19 protein-coding genes are annotated in these 20,149 nt (G+C 70.2%); 10 read left to right on the forward strand and 9 right to left on the reverse strand.

Annotation, left to right across the window (positions count from 1 at the left end; translation table 11 throughout):
• Positions 1–434: 434 nt before the first annotated feature.
• Positions 435–563 (forward strand): hypothetical protein, encoded by a 129-nt coding sequence (locus B0E53_RS39025; protein ID WP_281492828.1) that lies wholly within the window; start codon positions 435–437, stop codon positions 561–563.
• Between the two features lie 309 nt (positions 564–872).
• Here B0E53_RS39025 and B0E53_RS03415 read toward each other — a convergent pair whose 3' ends face one another.
• Positions 873–1,913: a cation diffusion facilitator family transporter gene (locus B0E53_RS03415; RefSeq protein WP_210405905.1), complete on the reverse strand. Its 1,041-nt coding sequence runs from the start codon at positions 1,911–1,913 to the stop codon at positions 873–875.
• A gap of 67 nt (positions 1,914–1,980) precedes the next feature.
• On the opposite strand from B0E53_RS03415, the gene B0E53_RS03420 reads away from it, so the two are divergent.
• Entirely contained in the window at positions 1,981–2,340 is a 360-nt protein-coding gene (locus B0E53_RS03420; RefSeq protein WP_107074643.1) for a metalloregulator ArsR/SmtB family transcription factor, read from the forward strand.
• 42 nt (positions 2,341–2,382) lie between these two features.
• Here the strand turns inward: B0E53_RS03420 and B0E53_RS03425 are convergent, their stop codons facing one another.
• From B0E53_RS03425 to B0E53_RS03445, 5 genes are all read right to left on the reverse strand, one after another.
• On the reverse strand, positions 2,383–2,583 hold the full coding sequence (locus tag B0E53_RS03425; protein WP_168215202.1) for a DUF3105 domain-containing protein: 201 nt from the start codon (positions 2,581–2,583) through the stop codon (positions 2,383–2,385).
• A gap of 307 nt (positions 2,584–2,890) precedes the next feature.
• Positions 2,891–3,925 (reverse strand): ABC transporter ATP-binding protein, encoded by a 1,035-nt coding sequence (locus tag B0E53_RS03430; protein WP_107074613.1) that lies wholly within the window; start codon positions 3,923–3,925, stop codon positions 2,891–2,893.
• Positions 3,922–5,412, reverse strand: coding sequence for an iron ABC transporter permease (locus B0E53_RS03435; protein ID WP_210405900.1), 1,491 nt, complete (start codon positions 5,410–5,412; stop codon positions 3,922–3,924). The genes B0E53_RS03430 and B0E53_RS03435 overlap by 4 nt, the downstream gene beginning before the upstream one ends.
• A gap of 94 nt (positions 5,413–5,506) precedes the next feature.
• Complete coding sequence (locus B0E53_RS03440) at positions 5,507–6,532, reverse strand: iron ABC transporter substrate-binding protein (RefSeq protein WP_107074615.1); 1,026 nt, start codon at positions 6,530–6,532, stop codon at positions 5,507–5,509.
• Positions 6,511–9,009: an AMP-binding protein gene (locus tag B0E53_RS03445; RefSeq protein ID WP_107074616.1), complete on the reverse strand. Its 2,499-nt coding sequence runs from the start codon at positions 9,007–9,009 to the stop codon at positions 6,511–6,513. Before B0E53_RS03445 ends, B0E53_RS03440 begins: the two co-directional genes overlap by 22 nt.
• 147 nt (positions 9,010–9,156) lie before the next feature.
• Between B0E53_RS03445 and B0E53_RS03450 the strand changes: the two genes are divergently transcribed.
• Positions 9,157–9,531: a hypothetical protein gene (locus tag B0E53_RS03450; protein ID WP_146167574.1), complete on the forward strand. Its 375-nt coding sequence runs from the start codon at positions 9,157–9,159 to the stop codon at positions 9,529–9,531.
• 1,012 nt (positions 9,532–10,543) lie between these two features.
• On the opposite strand, the gene B0E53_RS03465 is transcribed toward B0E53_RS03450, so the two are convergent.
• The gene (locus tag B0E53_RS03465) at positions 10,544–12,160 is read right to left on the reverse strand and encodes an IS200/IS605 family element transposase accessory protein TnpB (RefSeq protein ID WP_107074619.1); all 1,617 of its coding nucleotides are present in this window, start codon (positions 12,158–12,160) and stop codon (positions 10,544–10,546) included.
• Positions 12,153–12,728: an IS607 family transposase gene (locus B0E53_RS03470; protein WP_107074644.1), complete on the reverse strand. Its 576-nt coding sequence runs from the start codon at positions 12,726–12,728 to the stop codon at positions 12,153–12,155. Before B0E53_RS03470 ends, B0E53_RS03465 begins: the two co-directional genes overlap by 8 nt.
• A gap of 109 nt (positions 12,729–12,837) precedes the next feature.
• Here B0E53_RS03470 and B0E53_RS03475 point away from each other — a divergent pair, with 109 nt between their 5' ends.
• From B0E53_RS03475 to B0E53_RS03505, 7 genes are all read left to right on the forward strand, one after another.
• A complete protein-coding gene (locus B0E53_RS03475; protein ID WP_107074620.1) occupies positions 12,838–13,221 on the forward strand; it encodes a hypothetical protein in 384 nt (127 codons plus the stop codon).
• Positions 13,222–13,389: 168 nt separating this feature from the next.
• Positions 13,390–13,821 carry an ASCH domain-containing protein gene (locus B0E53_RS03480; RefSeq protein ID WP_107074645.1) on the forward strand — a complete coding sequence of 144 codons (432 nt, stop codon included), beginning with the start codon at positions 13,390–13,392 and terminating at the stop codon, positions 13,819–13,821.
• A 347-nt stretch (positions 13,822–14,168) separates the two neighbouring features.
• Positions 14,169–15,056, forward strand: a complete 888-nt coding sequence (locus B0E53_RS03485; RefSeq protein ID WP_210405901.1) for an ABC transporter substrate-binding protein — start codon at positions 14,169–14,171, stop codon at positions 15,054–15,056.
• A complete protein-coding gene (locus B0E53_RS03490; protein ID WP_246835203.1) occupies positions 15,053–16,012 on the forward strand; it encodes an amino acid ABC transporter permease in 960 nt (319 codons plus the stop codon). The genes B0E53_RS03485 and B0E53_RS03490 overlap by 4 nt, the downstream gene beginning before the upstream one ends.
• Positions 16,009–16,773 (forward strand): amino acid ABC transporter ATP-binding protein, encoded by a 765-nt coding sequence (locus tag B0E53_RS03495; RefSeq protein ID WP_281492827.1) that lies wholly within the window; start codon positions 16,009–16,011, stop codon positions 16,771–16,773. The genes B0E53_RS03490 and B0E53_RS03495 overlap by 4 nt, the downstream gene beginning before the upstream one ends.
• A complete protein-coding gene (locus B0E53_RS03500) occupies positions 16,773–18,395 on the forward strand; it encodes a D-aminoacylase (RefSeq protein WP_107074622.1) in 1,623 nt (540 codons plus the stop codon). Before B0E53_RS03495 ends, B0E53_RS03500 begins: the two co-directional genes overlap by 1 nt.
• Positions 18,392–19,174: a serine hydrolase gene (locus B0E53_RS03505; protein WP_107074623.1), complete on the forward strand. Its 783-nt coding sequence runs from the start codon at positions 18,392–18,394 to the stop codon at positions 19,172–19,174. Before B0E53_RS03500 ends, B0E53_RS03505 begins: the two co-directional genes overlap by 4 nt.
• Here the strand turns inward: B0E53_RS03505 and B0E53_RS03510 are convergent.
• Complete coding sequence (locus tag B0E53_RS03510) at positions 19,057–20,070, reverse strand: LysR substrate-binding domain-containing protein (RefSeq protein WP_107074624.1); 1,014 nt, start codon at positions 20,068–20,070, stop codon at positions 19,057–19,059. The two genes, B0E53_RS03505 and B0E53_RS03510, sit on opposite strands and share 118 nt — an antisense overlap.
• Positions 20,071–20,149 lie beyond the last annotated feature (79 nt).

A 20,149-nucleotide genomic window follows, 5' to 3' on the forward strand; every position in this document is an offset into this window, starting at 1 on the left:
ACGTATGGGCTGCCGGATGTCACGGTCGCCCGCCGAAGCAATCACCAAGACCGATGTTGAGCCGTCAACCGTCGGCCTGGGGCGTGGTCGAAGTGGCGGCGTCCACCCTCCGACGGTCCGTGGGAAGTGCCCCTATGGGTTTCGTCAAGGAACCGGGTCGGCGTCGGGGTTATGGGGAGGGCAGGACGGCATGGTGCTGATCTGCTGTGGGATGACGTCAGGTGGTTCTTCGATCCCGGGGTGATCGGGTCGTTGCCGGACGTCTGCGTGCCTGGCGCCTCGCTGGAGGACTGGCAGTCGGTCCTCGACCTCGTCGCCGCTTAGGGCTGGACGTTCCAGTACTCCGAAGGCGCGGCGGTGCTGCCGCTGCCCGCGGCGGCGGCCGTGTTGTCCCGCCCGGCTGGCACTCGTTCCCGGGCAGCCACTACATCGCGGTGGTCGGCTACAAGGACGACGGCCGGACCGTCCGGATCGCCGACTCGGCGAATGCGGCTACCGCTTCGTACTGGATGACCACCATCGACCTGGTGAACTCGATGGCCACCCGCGGCTACTCCGCCTGATCCCACCCTTCCCCGTCGGGCACCGGCTCCTTGAGCCGGTGCCCGACCCCAATTCCGACCGGCCCGGGTCAATGTCCAGCCGCCTTCGCACGCCGAGGAGAGTCGCCGCCGCGTGCAGGTCTACACCGTCAAGACCGACTCCCCACAGATGGAGGAGGCTGCCGTGAATACCTGCTGCACCCCGGCCGTCGAGAAGGAGCCAGCCACCACGGGAGCGGCGACAAACTGCTGCTGACCCACCGCATTCTGCGGTGCCTGCGACAATCGAGGCGGGCGCGCACTGCTTGGGGCCGGCGTGCCTGGGGGCAATCAGCGTGGCTGCTGGCGGCGCTGGTGCGACAGGTCGGTGTGGTGGTGTCCGCCGGGGTGGCTGTTGGGGTCGGTGTGAACCGTGGCGGTCATCAACCGAGGCACGGCGTGGGTAAGTTGATGCTCAGCATCGGCAGCGATCTCGTGCGCGGCGACGAGACTCAGGTTGGCGTCCACGACCAGATCGGCTTCGGCGTGCAGCCGGTGGCCGATCCAGCGGAGCCGCACCGCGGCCACGTCTTGGACGCCGTCAACGGCCCGCAGCGTGGTTTCGGCCTGGTCGACGATGGCGGGGTCGACGGCGTCCATGAGCCGACGGTAGACCTCGCGGGCGGCGTCTTTGAGTACGAAGGTGATGGCGACAGCGATGACCAGGCCGATGGCGGGATCGGCCCAGGACCATCCGAGGGCCGCACCGCCGGCGGCGGCGAGGACGGCGAGAGAGGTGTATCCGTCGGTGCGGGCGTGCAGGCCGTCGGCGATCAGGGCAGCGGAGCCGATGCGCCGGCCGACCCGAATGCGGTACTGGGCGACGAGCTCATTGCCGATGAACCCGACGATGCCGGCAGCGGCCACCCAGGGCACATGGGTTATCTCGGTCGGGTGCAGCAGCCGGGTGATGGCGGTCCAGGCGGCGGCGATGGCGGATGCGGCGATGACGACGACGATGATGATGCCGGCGAGGTCCTCGGCGCGGCCGTAGCCGTAGGTGTACGCGCGGGTAGCGGCCCGCCGGCCCAGGAGGAAGGCGATCCCCAGCGGCACGGCGGTCAGGGCGTCGGCGACGTTGTGCAGGGTATCGCCGAGCAGGGCGACTGATCCGGAGAGCATCACGATGACCGCCTGGGCGAGCGCGGTGGCGCCGAGCCCGACCAGCGAGATCCACAGGGCGCGTAGCCCGTCACGGGAGGACTCCAACGCGGGGTCGATCCTCGCACGGGAGTCGTGGGAGTGGGGGACGACGACGTGGGTCAGCGAGTGCCACAGAGCGGCGAGCCGCCCGTCGTGGTCGTGGTCATGATCGTGCGCGTGGTCGTTCACCCGTTCCCCCAGGTCTTCCGGTCGCACAGGCGATTCCTACCCCTGACGGCGGCGATAATATGTGCTCATGTACGCACGCGACAACGTTGCAGATGCCAGTGACCTGCAACAACGCCTCCCTGGCGGCCCGCAGGTCGACGCGGCGGCGGACATGTTGCGGATGCTGGCCGACCCCACCCGGCTGCGTCTCATGTCGCTGCTTGGTGAGGGGGAACATGACGTGACTGCGCTGGTCGCGGCGGTGGGCATGGCCCGACCGGCGGTATCCCAGCACCTTGCCAAGCTCCGGTTGACGGGCCTTGTCAGCGTGCATCGCGAGGGCCGCCGGGCGCTCTACCGGGCCAGGGGCGGGCATGTGCGCCGGCTGGTGACCGAAGTGCTGAACGCGGCGTCGCACCGGGTGACCGGTGCCCAGGAGCACGACTGAGCGGACGGCTACTCGACCGGCTTGGGGCCGGGGGGCGGCGAATCAATCGCGCCTGAACTGGCGGACTGCCTCGATGTCGACGGCTTCGCAGACGGCGGTGTTGTGGGTGTGCACGGCCTTGACCGCCTTGGTCTGACCGGGGACGGGGCCGCCGACGACCCGGCCGGCGGCGGGGTCGGTGACGAAGGCACGCACCTGGGCGAGCTGGTCGGCGACCAGGTCCGGCCGGTGGTTGACGATCACGTAACCGTCGCCGATGACGTGACCAAACGATGTGGCGGCGCGCCCTCAACCCCGGCTCGAAGACGTCCTCGGCCTGGTGGCCGCAGGCAGGGGGAACGTCTCCGTGCGGTCCCGCACCGCGCAGGCGGCCACCGCGGCTTCGACCTGCACCGGCCGTAGCGCTTCACCGGAGGCAGCCAGCACCGGTTGACGCGGCCACCCGCTGGCTGACGATGGGCGGGGACGAGTAGCCAGCGAGTGGCCCAGGCCGCGCATCCCTACGGACCGGCCCGTACGTCGGTGGACTCGGTCATCATCGTTGGACGCGTCAGCGTTGGGGGAATGAGCGGACGGGTGCCGGTACGGCGATGCCTACCTTGTCGCCCGGGTGAGGTACGCGATCGCTGGGGACGCGCGCCACTAGGCGGGTGGTCTGATCGACCAGATCGAGGCGGACCATCGCGTCGGCGCCGTGGTAGGTCACCGACGAGACTGATGCCGTCGTGTCGGACGGCTCGCGCAAGACGAGTTGCTCAGGTCGGACCATCACGAGTACGTCGCCGGTGGCCGGTTCGGCCAGGTCGAGTTGGCCCAGACAGCAGGAGACGGTCCGGCCGGCGGCCTGTCCGCTGAGGAGCATCGCGTCGCCCAGGAACCGGCCGACCTCGGGCGTGGCCGGTGCGCCGTACACGCCGGCCGGGCTGTCGATCTGAGCGAAACGACCGTCGAACATGACGGCCACCTGGTCGGCGAAAGACAGCGCCTCGGCTTGGTCATGTGTCACGAGCACCGTGGTTGCGCCCCGCGCGGCGAGAGCGGCACGTGTGGCCTCGCGGGTTGCGGCGCGTAGCGCGGTGTCGAGCGATGAGAACGGCTCGTCGAGCAGGACCACGGATGGTTCGCGGGCCAGGGCCCGGGCGAGTGCGACGCGCTGCTGTTGCCCACCGGACAGCTCATCCGGGCGGCGGCGGGCCAGGCTCGGTGACAGACCGACGAGCTCGAGCAACGGCCCGACTTGGGCCGCTCGGCGCCGTTCGGCCCGCGGCAGCCCGAAGGTGATGTTGCCAGTGACGTCGAGGTGCGGGAAGAGCGCGCCGTCCTGTCGGACGTAACCGATGCCGCGCCGCTCCGGAGCCACCAACGCCGGTCCGTCGGTGAGCACCCTGCCGCGTACCTCGATTCGCCCATGGTCGGGCCGGATAAACCCGGCGATCGCCCGCAACAGCGTGGTCTTGCCGCTGCCGGAGGGACCGAGCACCGCGGTAATGCCGCCTGCGGGCACCTGCAGATCGACGTGGTCCAGTACCGGCGGGCCGCCGTATCCGACGGTGAGCCCGGTGATGGAGATGCCGGCGCCGCTCATCGCTGGTCCAGGATCTGCCGGCGCAGCAGGATGGTGAGGGGGGCGGACAGGGCGATCATCGCCGCAGCGTAGGGGGCGCTCGCCACGTAGTCCAACTGGTCGCTGGCCGACCAGAACGCGGTGGCCAGCGTCTCGGTGCCGGTCGGGGCGAGCAGCAGGGTCGCGGTGAGTTCGGTCGACGTTGCGAGGAAGACCAGAACGAATCCGGTCAGCGCCGATGGCAACACCAGAGGGAGGACCACACGGATGAGGGTACGGAGACCGGACAGCCCTAGAGAACGCGACGCCTCGAGGAGTTCGGGCGGAGCCGCTGCCAAGCCGGACCGCCAGGCGACCACGGCGCGGGGCATGAAGAGCACCGTGTAGGCCAGCACCGCGAGTGCGGCGGTCTGGTAGACCGGACGGGCCCACTGCACCGCCAGCGTCACCAGCGCCAGCCCGATCACCACCCCGGGAAGCGCGCTCGCAACATAGGTCACCCGCTCCAGCGCGGTCGCCAGTCGAGACGGGTACCGATGCAGCAGCCACGCAGCGGGCAGCGCGGCGACCGACGCCGCCAGGCCCGCCAGCACCGCAAGGCCGACGGTCGAACCCGCCGCCGTGAGCAGCGGGCCAACGACCACCGCGCCGGAGGTCATCGCCCGCACCAGCCAACGCAGCACCAGCACCAGCGGAACCAGCAGCGCCAGGCCGACCAGCACGACGAGCGCAGCGGACGCCGGAATGGTCCACGCGCCGAGGCGGTACGCGACGGGACGCTGCCGGGCGCCGGCGCCCACCCGGGCGATCCGCGCACGGCCGCGCAGCGGCACCTCGAGGGCCAGCAGACCAATGCAGAGCACCACCAGCACCGCGGCCAGCAGACTACCGGCGGCGTTGCTGAACCCGACCGCGAACTGCTGCAGGATCGCCGTCGTGAAGGTGGGAAACCGCATCATCTGCAGAACGCCGAACTCGGCCAGCAGATGCAGGGCCACCAGCAACGCGCCGCCAGCGATGGCCGGACGCAACTGGGGCATCGCCACCCGCAGCACCGCTCCCAGACCGGATGAGCCGAGCGACCGTGCCGCGTCCAGGTGCCCCTGGTCGAGCGCCCGCAGCAAAGCCGCGGCCGGCAGGAAGACGAACGGATAGTAGGCCAGGGCGGTGATGAACACCGCGCCACCCAGGCCCTGGACCTCCGGAAGCACCGACGTCCAGGCGTAGCTGCTGACGAACGCCGGGATGGCGAGCGGTGCCAGGAGCAGCGTGCGCCACGTGCCGGCGCCCGGCAATGTCGTTCGCTCCACCAGCCAGGCCGTACCGCACCCCAGCAGCACGGTGATCGGAACGGTCAACAGCACCAGGAGCATCGTGTTGCCGAGCAGCTCGGCCGTCCGCGGCCGCAGCAGCAACCTCGACGCCTCGTCGCCAGCGGCAGAAGCCTGACCCATCACGACCAGGACCGGCAGCGCCATCACGGCCGCGACCAGGACCGCGGCCGCCACAACAATCCACGGCATCCGACTCAACCGACGGCCGCGTAAGACGGGCCGGGGCGTTACCGGTTCGTCGTACCCGGCGGCGGGCGACTCGCGAAGGTCAGAGGATGCCGGCATCGGTCATCAGCTCGTTCACCTTGTCAGAGTTGAGCGTGAAGGGATCCACCGGCGGCGCCTGCAGACTGTTCAACGGCGGCAGCGCGGGCGCCGAGGCGACACCGCTGCCCACGGCGTACTCCATCGACTGGGAGTCGACCAGCACCTGCTGCCCGGCCTTGCTGGTGATGAAGGTCAGGAACTTGTGGGCCTCGGTCGGCTTCTTCGTCCGGGCCAGCACGGCACCTCCGGACAGCGACACGAACGCGCCGGGGTCCTGGTTGCGGAAGTAGTGCAGGGCCGTGTTGGCGCTGCCTTCCTTGGTGCCGGCCTGGTCCCGGTACCAGTAGTAGTGGTAGATCACGCCGCAGTCGATCTCACCGGCGTTGACCGACTTCATCGTGGCGATGTTGTTCTGCAGCACCCGGGGGTTGGACTTCAGACCGTCCAGCCAGTCAGTGGTCTTCTGCTCGCCCTGTCCGGCGAGCATGCCCGCGACGATGGCCTGGAAGTCGGCACCGCCGGGGGCACACCCCCAGCGGTCCTTCCACTGCGGCCCGGCGAGATCCATCAGCGACTTCGGCAGGTCGGCCTTGTTGAGTTTGGCGGTGTTGTAGACCAGCACCGTGGAGCGGGCGGCGATCGAGGTCCAGGCCTTCGACGACGGAGTCAGATTGGCCGGCACCTGCCGCCGGGTCGCCTCGTTCAGTGGGGCGAGCAGCTTGTTCCGCTCGACCAGCGTCATCGCCGGACTGTTCTCGGTAAGGAACACATCGGCGGGCGACGCGAAGCCCTCGGCCACGATCTGATGCCCCATCGAGGCGTCGGAGCCCTTGCGCACCTGCACCTTGATTCCGGTCGCCGCGGTGAACGCCTCGGCCCACGCCTTGGTGAGGTTCTCGTGCTGCGCGGAGTAGACCTGCAGCGAACCGGGGTCGGCGTCGTACCCGTCCTCCGATTTCGACCCGCACCTCACCAGGCCCACTGCCCCGAGGGCCCCCAGGCCGGTCAGGAACGTGCGTCGACGCATGTCATGTCCTCTCTCACAAGTTGCTTCGCCGCCACACGACGACGGATGAGTGCGACCGCAGGTGGAGGCGACAGCCACCGGCGCAGGACGTAGTTGCTGACCGCACAGAACGCCAAGCCGGCGGCGATCGCGGCCGCGAACTTGATGATCGGAGCGTCAAAGAACGCGAACACCTGGAACTGCACGAGGTAGATGTGCAGCGAGGCGGCCGCCAGTGCGCCAAGCGGACGGACGAGCAGCCGCGGTACCGGCAGAGCGGGCACGAGCGCCAGCAAAGTCAGCCCAACCATGATCGTCAGGTTGCGTGCGGGCTCCCCGGCGAAGAAACCAAAGGCGGCACCTGCCGCGACCGCTGTCGTGACCAGTCGGCGCCTCCGGCTGTCGGCCGCCGCCATCGCGACTCCCGCCACGAACAGCCACGCCACCGTGCCCGGCAGGCCCCGCAGCGGACCGTCGTACAACGCGAGCACCAGATAGCGAGGCACCAGCAGCAGCCCCAAGGCGACCATCGCGGTGCGCCAGGCGTCGGAGGCGTATGCGGCCCGCATCCACGGAACAGCCAGCGCCGCGACTGTGGCAACCATGATGACCAAGTAGGCCTCGACGAACCAGAAGATGTTGCCGTCCTGTGGCCGGGCGAGCCAATGCACCAGCGCCACGTTCGACCAGTGCACCGTCCCGAACCCGAACAGCATCACCGCCGCGACGGTCACCGCCGGGACCACGACCCCGACCGCGATCCGGGCGCTCCGCCGCACGCGCTCCGCCGTCACCGGCGAGGCGAGTACGTACCTGGCGAACAGGAACCCGGCGACCGCGAGCAGGATGTGGGCTCCGCCGGCCAGCCGGAACAACCCGACATGACTGCCACAGATCGTCACCACGGCCACGCCGCGCAGGACGACGGTCGTCTCGACCCGCCGCAGCAGCGGACGCCGCCAGCGGGAACGTGGCAGCCGCTCGGCGAGCGCGACCAGGTCGCGCACCGGGCGGTGATGCCAGTCGGACGGGAGATCACCGAGCAACCGCGTCAGGCCGACGGAGGCCACGACGTGGCTGAAGGAGTCGCCGCCGAGTTCGACGAACGACCGATCGGGGTCGATGCCACCGCGGCCGACAAGCGGCTCCAGTACGGCGAACACCGCGGCGGCGGTCTCAGCCGTCTGGCCGGAGGTCTCCGTGACGTGCAGGTCGGCGCTGCGCCGGCGGTCGATTTTGCCGTTGGGCAGCAGCGGGAGGTCGTCCACCGCGCGGACCGAGATGACCGACCGGCTGAGACCGGAGACCTGGGCGACCTGGTCGCGAACCTCGTCCGGAGATTGCTCGCAGTGCCGGTAGGTGACCTGAAGTTGGTCGTCGCGGCCGGTGACGCAGGACTGCAGCCCCTGGCCGCGCAGGGAACGCTCGACCTGGCCGAGGTCGATCCGAATACTCATGATCTTGACGAAGTCGGACCGCCGTCCGACAATCCGGACCAGTCCGTCGGCGTCGATCCGCGCCAGGTCGCCGGTCCGGAGCTCAGTGTGCATCCGACCCAGGGCCAAGTCGTCGGGCTGCTCGGCGTACCCGAGCATGACGCCCGGACCCGTGAACACGAGCTCGCCGACCGGGCCATCGGGTGAACCCACCGCTTCGTCTGAACCCACCGCTTCGTCGATTCCAGCCGGGTCCAGCCGGAACGCCGATCCGGCGATCGGCCATCCCACCGCATCGGGGTATCGCTCCGACAGTTCAGGGGGCAGCACGGCCATCCGCGCGGTGGCCTCGGTCTGGCCGTACATCACCGTCATTCCCCAGCCGGCAGCGCGGCCCCGAGCGGCGAGCGCTCGCACCCGCTCGGGCGGCAGCGCGCCGCCGGCTTGGGCGAGCAACCGGAGCGAAGGCAGTTGATCCAGCACGCCCTGGACGTCGAGCAGATCCACCACGTGCGGAGTGGCGGCAACCACGGTGACGCGGTGGCGGCGTAGGTCATCGGCGAAGCTGGGGTCGGTCACCGACCCTGGCCGCAGGACCGTGGTGGCACCGGCTCGGAGTTGCGCATGCAGCACCGACAGCCCGAAGCAGTAGTGCAGCGGTAGCGAGGTGACCGCGCGGTCGGCCGGGGTGATCGACAGCGCGGCCGCGATCGCCTCGGCGTTGCTGATCACGTTGCCGTGGCTGAGCCGCACCAGCTTGGGTGAGCCGGTGCTGCCCGACGTGCTGAGCAGCAGCGCCAGATCCGGATGCAGGAGGTGCCGGGGTTCGTCGGTGTCACTGTTCGGCGTCGCGGTCGCGAACGTGCCGTCCGGATGGAGCCACACGTCCGGTTGGTAGACCGCGGTGATCGACCGATGCTCGGACGGGGTGATCAATGGCACGTGTCCGGCCGACATTACCGCCAGATAGCCCAGCACCAGGTCACGATGCGGGGCCAGCGGCACGTGCACGAGCCGCCGGCCAGCCTGTACTGACGGCAGGCTGGCCGCGAGCGCAGCCACCCGATCGGCCAGCTCTCCGTAACTGAGACGGCCGGTCGAGTCGATCAGGGCAGGGTGATCCGCGTCAGCCGTCTCAGATATCGGGACGGCAGCGCGCCCACCGGGGTTCCAGCAGAGGCACGGTAGGTGAGGCTAACCTAAGCAACCGTGGCTGTCCAACCTTCAACTACGAGCAAGATCACGGTGTTCACCGTCGGTCTGACGATGGCGCACACCGGATTACTGGGGCTGCTCGACCATCGCGAGCGGCAGCGCGCCGACCGGGCCGCAGCTGAGGTTGATCGCGCTCGATTCCTGCTCGGAGCGGCACTGCTGCGCATCGTCGCCGGCTCAATGCTGGACCTGCCAGCCGAGGCGGTGACGGTGGACCGCACGTGCCCACAGTGCGGCCGCTGGCACGGCCGGCCGACCCTGCCCGGCACCGGATTGGAACTGTCCGTCTCGCACAGCGGCGCGGTGGTGACCGTCGCCGCCCTGCCCGGGCGGCGGGCGGGTCGGGATCGACGTCGAGCGGACCGGTGATCGACCGACGCCGGAGGTAGTCGCCTGGACGGTCGCAGAAGCGACGTTCAAGGCCGGTGGCGGACCGGGCCTGACACTCCACCGACTGCCGCCCCCTGCGCCCCGGCACGTGCTGACCGTGGCCACCAACCGCGCTGCGGCCGCGGTCGAGGTGGTCGACGCGGCGATGCTGCTGCCGCCAACTACATCGTGACAACCCGCAAGCTGCTCAGGCGCGGCGTTGCACCTGTGCACAGAGCGCCGCGATCAGACCGTCGAGTGTCTCGTCGGGCGCCACGTACCACCGGTCTCGAGCTGTTTGAGCGCATCAAGGATGATTCGCGCGTCCGGGAAGGCCGAATTCGGGCCGTTGAGCAGGTGTCGCCGGTGGCGTAGGTGCAGGTCGAAGAACGCGATCGGTACGCCTGCTGGATCCGCACCGCCCGGGCCGGGTCGAGGGTGCCGATCCAGCCCTCATGCCGGCTCAGGGGCATCCCTGAGCCGGCATGTCGTCCGGTACCTGACCGGCATCGGCGCAGCGGTCATCGGCGAGCCCGGCGAGGTGTGCTCCTTCGGGCCGGACACGTTGGAGTGGGAGTCCCTCGGCGATGGTCACGGCGCCTGGCTGTCGTGGATCGCAGGGGTGGTACCGGCCAGTTCTACGAGTCGCTGCGCTGGCCGGGCTGGCAAGCGAGGCACGTCGGTTGCCCGTGTCGCACGGCATGTCGGTCTACCCGTTTCTGTGGTCGCGCGAAGCGCACCAGGACCTCGCTGGCACCACCCGGCTTCCGGCGCCCCGGAGCTGCTTGCTGCCGTGTCTGGAGGGTTGTTCGCCGTGGATGAGTTCTCAAGTGAAGCGCCGGCCCGCCTGATGGCGGGCCGGCGCTCATGTCGTGCTGGTTCAGCAGTTGGTGTAGCTGCCGGTGCTGCCCCAGGAGCACGAGTCGATCGCCGTGCCGGCGGAGTTACGCAGGTAGGCGGCATCGCCGGTGTTGTTCCAGATGTACGCGCCAGAACCGTTCCTGAACAGTGATCAGATGTGACCATGAAGATCAAACTGGCACTGCACCCATCCCGAACGGTCTTGGATGGGCTGGTCCCCCGCGTTCACTCCCACGGTCGGCGGCACAGATCGCGTCTGTGGTCCGGTCTGCGGAGGGCGGGTTCCCTCACGTCCCCGTCCGCCGGGTCGGGCCTGGGCGGTCCGATGCCCGCCAGCATCGCTCTGGTGCTGACGGGGCGGTGTCGTCCGTCGCCTGATCCGGTGTCCGAGGGCGCGTCGTGCGATCGCCACGCTGGCCGCCTGGTGGCGGGTGGTGGCGCGTTTGTTGGTGGTGAGGGCCTTTTGCCAGTACTCGGCCCCCCACAGGCTGGTGTAGGCCGGGTCCACGGCGATGATGCTGATGTCCGCCTCGGCGGTCATCGCCAGCAGACGGGCACGCAGCTTGCCGGTGGGCATGCCGTTGATGAGCTGCCGGAAGCGGCGCTTGCGGCCGTGCTTCTCCCGGGTCTTGGAATCGGTGAAGTCCAGGTCTTCGATGGCGATGGCCCGGCCGCCGGTGTCCTTGGCCCAGTGCAGCAGCTGGGTGATGGCGTGCCGGATCTGGGCGTCCCGCCGGTCGGCGGTCCCGCGCAACTGGTACTCGAAGGTGCGGGGCTGGCCGATCGGGTTGCCGTGGATGTCGAGTCGCCAGGCGGCGAGGTGGTCGGCGTTCATGTCCACGCCGATGATCTCGCCCGAGCGCAGGGTCTCCAGCGGCACGATGGGGAGATCCTTGCGCTGCCAGGACGCATCGAGGTACCAGCGGCTCCTGGTCACATCCAGGTGGATGCGGTAGGCGACCGCCCGGTTACCCTCGATCCGGTCGCGCCACTGCGCTCCCCGGTGCGGGAAGCCGACGCGGGCGGCCAGCGCGTACCGGCCGTGCTTGGCGTTTGCCAGGTGGGTCAGCGGCGCAGGCAGCTTGATCGACACTTTGCCCTCGGGCGTGACGCGGATCGTTTCGTTGCCGTACCGCTTCCCGGACTCGCCATCGGCCCTGAGGAACCAACGCTGCGCCTCCCAGCGTTCCCGCCACTGGTCCTCGGTCAGATTGGCAGCGGCGAGGTTGTGCCGAGTCTTGAGCAGCTTCTGGCCGCCGCGCACTACACAGACCTGACCGGCGTCGCGCTCGGCCAGTACCCGGTCGTGGTCGCGCTCCAGGTGTGCCAGGCGGCGGGACTTGTGGAACCACTCGCGCTCGCTCCGGTAGCCGCCGGGCTTGCCTTGGCTGCCTTTCTCGTCGATCGGCAGGGACAGGCGATGTCGTAGCATGCGGATACCAGCCCGCAGAGACTCGACGTGAGCCCATTGGGCGCGGCGGGACAGGCCCCACTGGTCGTGCGTGGCCTTGGTGATGCTCCCGGCCCAGCGGGACGACGATACGGCGGTGAGCTCCCGCTTACGGCGTGCCCAGGTGTCGGTGGAGTGCTCCAGGCCGTCCCGGCAACGCTGTGCCAGGTCGCGGGAGGCGAGCGATCCCAGGTGTTCACCGACCAGACGCAGGATCTTGTCGTCCTCCGGCGTGAGGCCCTTGAGCCGGTCCCGTATGCACACACCCGAGGCGGGGTCGGCGACGAACGGCCGGGCGATATCGCGCAGGTCAGCCACGCCCCGCGGCCTCCAACGCGGCCTTCGCCCGGTTCTTCGCAGACCGGTGGCCATACAGGCGGGCGCAGAACGAGGTCAGTATCTCCACCATGTCCCGCACCAGGTCGTCTTCGACTTCACCTTGGTCCAGGACGACGAGACGCCGGCCGTGGGCGGCGAGCGCGGCTTCGACCAGCTCCACATTCATCCGGCCCAGCCGGTCCTTGTGCTCCACCACCACGGTGGTCACCTGCGGGTCGGCCAGCAGCCGACGGGCCTTGGAACGGCCACCGTTCATCCCGGAGCCAATCTCCGACTCCACCCGGACGACACGGTGACCGGCCTGCGCTGCCCACCGGGCCAAGCGGGCGGCCTGCCGCTCCAGATCGTCCTTCTGCTCATGCGAGGAAACACGGGCATACAGCCCGACACCACCGACCGTTTTCGGCGCGGTGTTCGCCTCGATGTTCGCCAGGATCGTGCGGGGCCCCACCCGTTCCGCAGGAACCGGCAACGTGCCCTCACGGAACCAGCGGTATGCAGTACGCGGCGCGACACCCTGCGCCTTGGCCCATTCCGTCAGGTTCACAACGAGGACCATACAACACACAAAGCAGCTAAAGATCACTCATGGACACTCCACAGCAAGCAGTTGCCTACCCCTGCGTGACCCCAACGTCATGCCGAGCCGCTGCCTAGTGCAGGCCGCCGACACGCGCGCTCGCGCCAGACTCGACCATCTCGTCACCATCGTCGGCGTCAACCTCGTCGACTTCTTCGGTCCCACACCCCTTCCGGGCGCGGCCCTCCACCTGGCCTGTGCCTCCGTCACGTCCTGGTCACCGCCGCGCCGGTTCGACCTCATCACCTGCGTCCACGGACTGCACTACCTCGGCGACAAACTCGCGGTGCTGACCCGCGTCGCCGGCTGGCTCACCGACGACGGACGGTTCATCGCCGACCTCGACCTGGACGGCATCCGCCTCCCGGCCGGCAGGCCGGAAACCGGCGACCGCGTTCCGCGAGGCAGGCTTTACCGTCGACACCTGCCGTCGCGGGATCGCCCGGAACGGGCCCGGTGATGTGTCGCTGCCGTACAGATATCTCGGCGCCGACGACCGCACCGGACCCCACTACACCGGCCAGCCGGCGGTCAGCTCCTACTACAGCTACGGGTAGGACGCCGGAACTCGCCGTCGACGTCTGCGCCCGCCAAGTATCCCTTGATCAACGCCTTGTACGCTCGCTCGATGGGACATGGTGATCTCCCGGCCCTTGAACTCGCCTTTCCGGGGCCGGAACGTGACCGGGGTGTGGCGGCGATCCTGAGCGGTGAAAAGACCGCGCTCACGGGCCTCTTGGAGATCTACGAGCACGCCGGAGAGGCGGTGCCGGTAGCCGGTCAGCGGTTCTCGGTGCTTGATTCCGAAGGCCGTCCGGCCGTCACGATCGAACTCATCGACGTCCGCGTCGTTGCCATGAAGGAGATCGACGACGACTTCGCGCGAGCCGAGGGCCGCGGTTACTCCGACGTCGCACAGTGGCGGGCAGCTCACGAAAAGTTCTTCCAGAGTGATGGGGTGAGCGAGTTCCTGGGCCACACCCCGGTCATCGACGACGACACTCTCGTGGTTGCCGAACGCTTCCGAGTGGTCGCGTCCGACGACCCGATTCGGCCTTGACCTGCATCAGACCGGAGGAGTGTCCGGCAAGGCCCGAGCCCACGGATCAGGCCGTCCGCCTCGACGTCGCTTGAGTATCTTTCGGCTGCGGAATGCCGGTCCTTGGACGACTCCGCCCTCTGGGTCACCAGCCCGCCATCACGGATGGCGACCCGGCGGCATCCACCGAAAGCGGCCCGCGGCTGCGCCGTCCCGCCCGGATTTTGGCGGAACGCTGCCGGCTGCCATGCGCACGCTGCCGATTGAGCATCGAAGAATTAGGTGCTCACCCCGCACAGCATTCAGGCTGTTCATGCTGGCTGATCCCGGATAGGGTCCCCGCCATCGTCTCAGGCAGGAGGTTTCCGGTGGTCAGGAAGCGTGCGCTTCGCATTGTCGTCGGTCTCGCCGCACTCTCACTCGCCGTCGCCGGCTGCGGACGCTCGACCAGCGGCCAGACGCCGCAGGCCGGTGCCTCCGCCTCGGTCGCCGCCGACGCCAAGGCGGCCGACCTGGTCCCGGCCGCCCTCAAGGAGAAGGGCGTCCTGCGGGTCGCCACCGCCGAGGGCTACCCGCCGATGGAGATGTACAAGGACGGGACCCAGGACCTGACCGGCGTCGACCCGGAGTTGGCGGAAGCGATCGCCGGGCGGCTCGGCCTGAAGCTGGAGATGACCAACGCCAGCTTCCCCGGCCTGATCCCGGGTCTGCAGGCCGACCGGTGGGACCTGGCGATGTCCTCGATGAGCGACACCGAGGAGCGCCGCAAGGCCGTCGACTTCGTCGACTACTTCCAGGCCGGCGGCGCCATCATGGTGGCCAAGGGCAACCCGGCCGGGGTGAAGGACCTGGCGGATCTGTGCGGCCGCGCCGTGGTGCTCGCCAAGGGCAGCTCGAACCTCGCCATCGGCGAGAAGCAGAACACCTCGTGCGCCAAGAAGGTGACCATCTCGCAGAGCGAGGACGCCCCGACCGGCCTGCTGCAGATCGACGCCGGGCGCGCGGTGGCCACCATCGTCGACTACCCGGTGGCCAAGATGCTGGCCCAGCAGGCCGGCAAATACGAGGTGCTGGAGGCCCAGTACGAGGCCGGCCCGTGGGGCATCGCGATCGACAAGAAGGACAGCCAGCTGCGCGACGCCGTCCAGCGGGCCCTGCAGGAGCTGATCGACTCGGGCGATTACGCCAAGCTCCTGGAGAAGTGGGGCGTGCAGGGCAGCGGTGTGCAGGCCGCGACGGTCAACGACCAGAAGTGAGCACACCTGTGGATGCGACCGCCACGGGCCCGGCTTCGGCCGGGCCCGCCGGCCCGGCGACGCCGGAGGTGAACCGGGTCAGCCACCCGGTGCGGCCGGGGCGCTGGCTGGCTGCCGGGGTGACCGCCCTGATCCTGGCCTGGCTGGGGTGGACCATCGCGATCAACCCGAACCTGCACTGGGACATCGTCGTCAAGTACCAGTTCGACCGGGTGATCCTGGAAGGGCTCTGGGTCACCGTTCAGCTGACGGTCGCGTCCATGGCGATCGGTGTGGTGCTCGGCGTCGTCGTGGCGCTGATGCAGGTCTCCGACAGCCGGGTCCTGCGCGCCGGCGCCATGGCGTACGTGTGGTTCTTCCGAGGCACTCCGCTGCTGGTGCAGTTGATCTTCTGGTTCAACATCGCGCTGATCTTCCCCGAGGTCGGGCTTGGCGTGCCGTTCGGCGGCCCGAAGCTGATGACCTGGGAGACGAACACCCTGGTCACCGGATTCGTCGCGGCGCTGCTCGGGCTCAGCATCAACGAGGGCGCCTACATGAGCGAGATCGTCCGGGCCGGCCTGCGCGCGGTCGACCCCGGCCAACAGGAGGCCGCGGCGGCGTTGGGCATGTCCCGCAGGAAGATCATGACGCGGGTGGTGCTGCCCCAGGCGATGCGGATCATCGTCCCGCCGACCGGCAACCAGTTCATCTCCATGCTCAAGACCACTTCGCTCGTCTCGGTGATCGCCGGCGCCGACCTGCTCACCGTCGCCCAGCGGCTCTACCTGACCAACTTCGAGGTGATCGCCCTGCTGATCGTCGCGTCCCTGTGGTACCTGGTCCTGACCACCATCGCCAGCGTCGGCCAGTACTACCTGGAACGCCGGTTCAGCCGCGGCTTCGGCGCCACCGTGCCGGGAGGCCTGCGCGGGCGGATCGCCCGCAACCTGCGCTTCACCGGGAGCGCCCGATGACCCCGCCGATGGTGCAGTGCCGCGCCCTGCGTAAGAGCTTCGGCCGGTTGGAGGTGCTGCGCGGCATCGACCTGACCATCGAACGCGGCCGGGTGGTCTGCGTGGTGGGCCCGTCCGGCTCCGGCAAGTCCACCCTGCTGCGCTGCCTCAACCACCTGGAGGAGCCGCAGGCGGGCCGGGTCTACGTCGACGGCGAGCTGATCGGGTACTCCGAGCGCGGCGGCCGGCTGCGGCCCCTGCCGGACGCCCGGCTGCGCCGCCAGCGCGAGTCGATCGGCATGGTCTTCCAACGCTTCCACCTGTTCCCGCACCGCACCGCCCTGGAGAACGTGATGGAGGGCCTGGTCGCGGTGAAGGGCGTCCCGGCTGCCGCCGCGCGACGGCGCGCCGCCGACCTGCTCGACCGGGTGGGACTGGCCGACCGCGCCCACCACTACCCGGCGCAGCTGTCCGGCGGCCAGCAGCAGCGGGTGGCCATCGCCCGCTCGCTGGCCATGTCGCCGAAGCTGATGCTTTTCGACGAGCCGACCTCGGCGCTGGACCCGGAACTGGTCGGCGAGGTGCTGGAGGTGATGAAGGACCTCGCGGCGAGCGGAATGACCATGATCGTGGTCACCCACGAGATGGGCTTCGCCCGGGAGGTCGGCGACCACCTCGTCTTCATGGACGAGGGTCTGATCGTCGAGCAGGGCCCACCCCGGGAGGTGCTTGCCGCGGCGCGGCACGACCGTACCCGCGCCTTCCTGTCCAAGGTGCTCTGATGACGCGGCTGGACCTGCTGGTCACCGGCGGGGACGTGGTCGACGGCACCGGCTCGCCGTCCCGCCCCGCCGACGTGGGCGTCCGCGACGGGCGGCTCGTGCTGCTGCCACCGGGCAGCCGCACTCCCGCCGCCGAGGTCATCGACGCGACAGGCCTCACCGTCACGCCGGGCTTCATCGACGTGCACACCCACTCCGACCTGCTCGCCGGAGATGACGAGCAGCGGGAGGTGCTGCGCCGGGCGCCGCTGCTCCAAGGCGTCACCACGGAGATCTGCGGCAACTGCGGCATCAGCCCCTTCCCGGTCCCGCCCCAGCGCGCCGAACCGGTGCGGGAACTGATCGCCGCGACGTTCGGGCCACCCGCGTCGGCGTACGCGTCGTTCGCCGAGTTCGCCGACGCCCAGGGCGTGGCCCGCCGCAACCACCTCGCCGCCCTCGTCGGCCACGGCACGCTGCGCGCCGCGGTGGTCGGCTTCGCCCAGCGGCGGGCCACCCCCGCGGAGATCCAGGCGATGTGCCACCTGCTCGACGAGGCCCTAGCTGCGGGCGCGGCCGGCCTGTCGACCGGTCTGATCTACTCCCCGGGCGTCAACGCCGGCACCGACGAGGTCATCGCGCTGGCCCGGGTCGCGGCCGCACACGGCAAGCCGTACGTGACGCACCTGCGTGACGAGATGTCCCAGGTCGAATCCGCACTCGAGGAGGCCATCGAGATCGCCACCGCGGCCGGGTCGGCGCTGCAGGTCTCCCACCACAAGACCGCGGGCCGGCGCGCCTGGGGCGCCACCGTCCGAACCCTCGCCCGCCTCGAACAGGCACGCGCCGACGGGCTGGACGTCACCTGCGACGTCTACCCGTACACCGCGGGCAGCACGGCCCTGCACGCGATGTTGCCGCCGTGGCTGATCGCCGACGGCGTACCGGCGATGCTCACCGCCGCCGCCGAGCCGGCGGTCCGCGACCGGATCCGCCACGACCTCGTCGCCGGCGTGCCCGGCTGGGAGAACACCGTCGGCAACGGCGGCTGGGACCTCATCCGCGTCGCGTCCGCCCCGAACAACCCCGACGCGCAGGGCCACACCATCGCCGACCTCGCCGCCGCCCGCGGCGTCGACCCCGTCGACTACGCCTGCGACCTGCTCGCCGCCGAACACGGCGACGTCACCATCCTCAGCCACTCCATGCACGAGGACGACGTACGCCGCGTGCTGGCCAGCCCGCTGACCATGCTGTGCTCCGACGGCGTACCGAAGGGGGGCCGTCCCCACCCGCGGTGGGCCGGCAGCTTCACCCGGGTGCTCGGCCACTACGTTCGCGACATGGGACTGCTGGACCTGACGGGGGCCGTGCACAAGATGACCGGGATGCCCGCCCACCGCTTCGGCCTGCACGACCGCGGGCTGCTCGCCGACGGGTACGCCGCCGACCTGGTGGTCCTCGACCCGCAAAGAGTCGCCGACGGCGCCACGTACGACGAACCGCTGGCGCCGCCACAGGGGGTGCGGTGCGTGCTGGTCGGCGGCCGGATCGTCGTGGACGGCGGCGCGGTCACCGACGCGCGGCCGGGCCGGGTGCTGGCCGTACCGGATCGGCAGCGCGCCATGCCGGGCCGGCGATGAGCCCGGCGGTGCGGGTCGGGGCGATGGTGCGGCGCCTCGACGACGGCCGCACCCTCTCAATCGACCCCGACCTGGTTCTGCCGCTGGCCAGCGTCGGCAAGGTGCTGCTCCTCGGCGAGGTGGCCCGGCGGCTCGCCGACCGGACCCTTGAGGCGGACCAGCCGGTGGAACTGCTCGACGCCGACCGGGAGGTCGGCGGCACCGGCCTGCTCGGCCGGCTCTCACCCCGGCGGTGGACGGTCACCGACCTGGCCACCGCGGTCGCCACGGTCAGCGACAACGCCGCCACCAACGCCCTGCTGCGGCTGGTGACCCTGGACGCCGTGCGGGACCTGGCCCGCGGCGCCGGGCTGCGCGACACCACCGTGCACGACCGGATCCGCGCCGAACGCGGCTCCGGGGTTCCGGAAACCTTCGCCACCGGCACCGCCCGCGAACTCAGCGCCTTCCTCGCCGACGTGGCGCAGGGGACCTGGCAGAGCCCGCACGCGTGCCAGCTGCTGCGCGGCTGGCTCGCCGGGAACACCGACCGCACGATGGTCGCCGACTCGATCGGCCACGACCCCTGGTCGGACGACGGCGTCCGGGTGGAAAACAAGACCGGCACCGACACCGGGGTACGCGCCGACACTGGCATCGTGTCCGGCCGGCACACCGTCGTCTACGCCGTGATCGCCGCGTTCGCGCCAGGGGAGGAGCGGGCCGCCGTCGCCGAGCTACGCCGCTGGGGTACGGCGGTCGGCCGGCTCGCCGGACCCCACCGTTCCGACAACTCCTGACTGAGCGCCGCCGCCGCGTCGCGCAGCCGCTCAACGAAGCTTCCGACCACCGGGTTGGGGTTGCCGGCACGCAGCGCCACGCCGATCTCCCGGTACAGCTTGGCGTGGGCGAGCTGCCGCACCGCCACCCCGCCGGGGTTGCGCAGGCCGAGCGACGGCACCAGCGCCACTCCGACACCGGCCCGCACCAGGCCCAGCACCACCTCGTAATGGTCGCTGCGGCAGCGGATCCGCGGCGCGAACCCTTCCGCTCGCGCCGCCAGCTCCAGCACCGACACCTCGCCCTGCACGCCCAGGGTGGTGATCCACGGTTCGGCGGCAAGGTCGGCGAGCCGGAGCCGCCGCCGGCGGGCGAGCGGATGATCCGGCGGAAGCACCACCAGCTGGGGGTCCACCATCAGTGGCTCGACCTTCGCGTACGGCGATTCCTGGGCCGGGCTCAGCGGATGGTCGAAGACCACCACCAGGTCCAGCTCACCCTGGTGCAGGCGGGGGAGCAGTTCGTGCGGCTGCCCCAGGATCAGCGCCAGCTCGACCTGCGGATGGTCCCGGGTGAAGCTCGACAGCGCGCGCGGCAGCAGTTCGGTGCCGGCGGTGGCGAAGAACCCGATCCGCAGCAGTCCCTGGCGGCCCTCGCCGTGTGCGGACAGCTCGTCGCGGGCCGCCGACATCAGATCCGAGATCTGCTGCGCGTAGTCCGCCAGCCGCTGGCCCGCGACCGTCAGCCGCAGACTGCGCGGCCCCCGGTCCACCAGCGCCACCCCGGCCTCCTGCTCCAACGCGGCGAGCTGGTGGGAGACCGCGGACGGGCTCAGCGCAAGCCGCTCCGCGGCGGCGACGATGGTGCCGTGGCGGGCGATCTCCAGGATGACCTGCAGGCGTGCGGTGTTGAACATCGGCGGGTTGCCTCCCTGGTTCAGGACCCGGCGCCGCGTTCCCAGGAAGCGGTTGCCACACCGTAACGCCTCTTGACGG

Origin of the sequence: Micromonospora sp. MH33 (assembly GCF_003013775.1) — a bacterium.
In the GTDB taxonomy this organism is placed as follows: Bacteria; Actinomycetota; Actinomycetes; order Mycobacteriales; family Micromonosporaceae; genus Micromonospora; species Micromonospora fulviviridis.